This window comes from Dietzia sp. CQ4 (assembly GCF_014145125.1).
GTDB classification, from domain to species: domain Bacteria; phylum Actinomycetota; class Actinomycetes; order Mycobacteriales; family Mycobacteriaceae; genus Dietzia; species Dietzia natronolimnaea.
In genome coordinates this window covers 1-1,811 of sequence record NZ_JAALDZ010000252.1, presented here as the reverse complement: position 1 = coordinate 1,811, position 1,811 = coordinate 1, and the positions used below count along the sequence as shown (strand labels likewise).

At 73.7% G+C, this 1,811-nt stretch carries 3 protein-coding genes; all 3 read right to left on the bottom strand.

The window, feature by feature from the left end:
* A partial coding sequence (locus tag G6031_RS13900) for an AMP-binding protein (protein WP_347238502.1) occupies positions 1-533 on the bottom strand: 533 nt, incomplete at its 3' end.
* A 64-nt stretch (positions 534-597) separates the two neighbouring features.
* Entirely contained in the window at positions 598-1,020 is a 423-nt protein-coding gene (locus G6031_RS13895) for a helix-turn-helix domain-containing protein (protein ID WP_179523529.1), read from the bottom strand.
* The coding region (locus G6031_RS13890; RefSeq protein WP_182653576.1) for a DnaJ C-terminal domain-containing protein at positions 1,017-1,811 on the bottom strand (795 nt) is incomplete at its 5' end. The genes G6031_RS13890 and G6031_RS13895, both read right to left, overlap by 4 nt.

Here is a 1,811-nt window from a genome sequence, read left to right as displayed (position 1 = left end):
GGGAGAGTGGTGATGGCGCGGTCCCCGGGCTCGATGCGCAGGTACTCGGCGATCGCCGCGGCGTTGGACAGCACGGCCCGGCGAGACTGGCGGACGAGCTTGGGCGACCCGGTGGACCCCGAGGTGCTGAGCAGCAGGGCCAGGTCGGGGTGGAGCTCGTGGCGCGGCGGGGTGTGGTGCGCGGAGGCCGCGATCGGCTCGCCCGCGCCCGCCACCACGTCCGGGGTCCACGAGTCGACGAGGCTTCGGGTGGCCGCGCTCTCCGGAGGCAGGAGCAGGATCGCGTGACCCGCCTCGTGCGCGGCGAGGTAGTCCACCAGGAAGTCGCAGGTGTTGCCCGCGACCAGGCCGATCATCCGGCGCCCGGACGCCACCGCCGGGTACTCGGCCGCCCGGGCGGAGACCCGGAGGGCGAGATCGGTGTAGGTGAGGGTGGTGTCGTCGCTGATCACGGCCACGGCCCGCCCGCGGGCGGCGAGTGGCCCCGCGAGTCCCCCCACCCGCCCGGTATGGCCCACCTGCTCGATCGTCACCGGACCACTGTAAAAGGTAAGGCTACCCTAGGACAATTCCTTCACCATGCGGGCGGCTCGGGGTTCAGCGGTCCTCGCGCTGGTGACGGGGCCGCCAGACCACGACCGAGGTGGAGCGCGGCACGTGGACCAGCTCCCCACCGGCCCGGCCGCGCGCCGACCCAGAGCGGAGTTCCGCCAGTTCGTCGACCAGCTCGCGGACCCTGGACTGCAGCGCGTCGACCTGGTTGGTCAGCTCGATGATGCGCTTGATCCCGGCGAGGTTGACGCCCTCGTCCTGGCTGAGCCGCTGCACCTCGCGGAGCAGGGCCACGTCGCGGAGCGAGTACCGGCGACCTCCACCGCTCGTACGTTCGGGGGTGACGATCCCCAGCCGGTCGTAGGTGCGCAGGGTCTGGGCGTGCAACCCGGACAGCTCCGCGGCCACGGAGATCACCAGGACGCTGTCGTCGGGGCCCAGGTCCCCCACGTCCCCCCGGGGGCTCATGCCGACCCGGCCCAGCCCGACCGTGGATCGAAGCCGGCCGCCCGCAGCGCCTCGTCGTACGCGGCGAGCTCTGCCTCGGCCATCCCGGCGGGGGGCGTGGCCACCCGGAGGGTGACCTTGAGGTCACCGGTCCCGGACTTGCGTGCGATGCCGCGACCACGGACCCGCAGGATCTGCCCGTCACGCGACCCGGCCGGGATCTTGACGGTCACCCGGCCGGTCAGGGTGGGCACCGACACCTGCCCGCCGCGCACCAGCTCGGGGTAGGACACGGGCAGATCCACGAGCAGATCGGCGCCGTCGCGGTCGAACACGGCGTCCTTCTGCACGGTGACGGTCACGTACAGGTCGCCCGACGGCGCACCGCGGAAGCCGGCCTCGCCCTGGCCGGAGAGCCGGATGCGTTGGCCGTCCTGGACCCCGGCGGGCACCTTGACGTTGATGGTGCGGGCACGGTCGGTGACGCCGCTGCCCGCGCAGTCCGGGCACGGATCGTCGATCTTGGACCCGGTGCCGCCGCAGTCGGTGCAGGGTTCGGCGAAGCCGAACGCCCCCTGGGTGCGCTGGGTGACCCCGGCGCCGTGACAGGTGCCGCACACCTTGGGGCTGGTGCCCGGGCGGGCACCGCTCCCGTGACAGGTCAGGCACGGCGAGGCGGACGAGAGCCTGATCTGCACCGTCTCGCCCAGAGCGGCCTCGCGGAACGACAGGGTGAGAGCGGTCTCGACATCCTGGCCGCCCTGAGGACGCTGTGCCCGGCCGCGGCCCGCGCCGGCCCCGCCGCCGCGGCC